Source organism: Spiroplasma sp. ChiS (genome assembly GCF_002968355.1).
GTDB lineage: Bacteria > Bacillota_I > Bacilli_A > Mycoplasmatales > Mycoplasmataceae > Spiroplasma > Spiroplasma citri.
The window spans coordinates 1-1208 of sequence record NZ_PUUH01000144.1; the positions used below are offsets into that span (position 1 = coordinate 1).

A 1208-nucleotide genomic window follows, 5' to 3' on the forward strand; every position below is an offset into this window, starting at 1 on the left:
ATGGAAAGAAGGAATATTAAAATATTTCACCGATCAAAAAGATATGACCCCTCCCCTGTAAAAAAAACCTATGTCTTTTCTCGTTTCAATGGTTTAGATCAATGTCGATATCCTGAGAAAGTGCCGAAAGATTTACCTCTTTTTATTAGAGAACCTTTTAATAATTGGCGTTATACAGGGAAAATGAAGCCTTATAATGATTCATTTATGGGAAGAGATAAGAATTATTTTACAGAAGAATTTAGAGAAGATATATTAAGTAATAGAGAGTCAAGGTTTTATGCTAATTCTTTTTTAAAACAAGATGAAACCATTGAAATGGATTATGAAGGCCCGAAATACCTTTTAGAAAAAGACGAAGATTTTTATATAAATACGGTGAAATGTCCTTTACAAGAAGAAAAAAAATTTGAAACAAAACATCAAAATTACTACCTTCACTTCAATCCTGTGAAAAAATATATTACTTTGTATACTGAAAAAAAGAATGTTAAAGAAAATTAAAAAAAGAAAGGAAAGATGAATTAATATGGCTTATAAAAAAAATAATCCTAACAAAAAAACAACAAATCATACTAAAATTATTCCGACAAAACCTAAATCAAATAAAGGTTTCAAAGGAAATCAAGCTATTCCTTCTGAAACTAAAATTGTTTTAGAAAATAGAACGATTGAAACCAAAACTTGGAAACAAGCTACTAAGAATTTCATGATTACTTATCTTTTGCCTTTCTTCTTCATATTATTTTTCTCTTGGTTAATGTTTTATAAAATTATACCTCGTATAGGAGAAGATTTGAATAATTTCATAGCGGGAGCCAAAGATAACTTCAATAAATTTTGTCAAGAAAATTATGACAAATTTAAAAACAACATCCATGATATCAAGGATAACTTCTATAATCGTTTTAAAGAATGGAATTGGCCTGATTGGTTAGCGAACACAGGGAGTATTATTGTTCCTCTCTTCATAGGAGGGGTGATAGCCTTATGTTGTTTAGCTATTCCTATTGTTGGTCCTCCTTTAGCCGCTATCACAGGGATCTGTACCATTGTTGTAGGAAGTTTCATGTTTTTTACTGATAAAACAACTCCTCAGAATCCTCCAACGCCCCCAAGAGAAGATGTGACAGTGATCGAATATGATGAAAATCAACAGAAAGAAAAAGGGGTTCCCACAAAAAATATCACAAAAAAGTAAATCAAAC

Annotated in this window: 1 protein-coding gene and 1 pseudogene; both read left to right on the forward strand. The window is 30.0% G+C overall.

Annotated features, from left to right (window positions below; genetic code table 4):
• Positions 1-504: pseudogene (locus C6B38_RS04455) on the forward strand (hypothetical protein); the annotation flags it as partial.
• On the forward strand, positions 488-1201 hold the full coding sequence (locus C6B38_RS04460; RefSeq protein ID WP_146693303.1) for a hypothetical protein: 714 nt from the start codon (positions 488-490) through the stop codon (positions 1199-1201). The pseudogene C6B38_RS04455 and the gene C6B38_RS04460, both read left to right, overlap by 17 nt.
• The last annotated feature ends 7 nt before the right edge of the window (positions 1202-1208 follow it).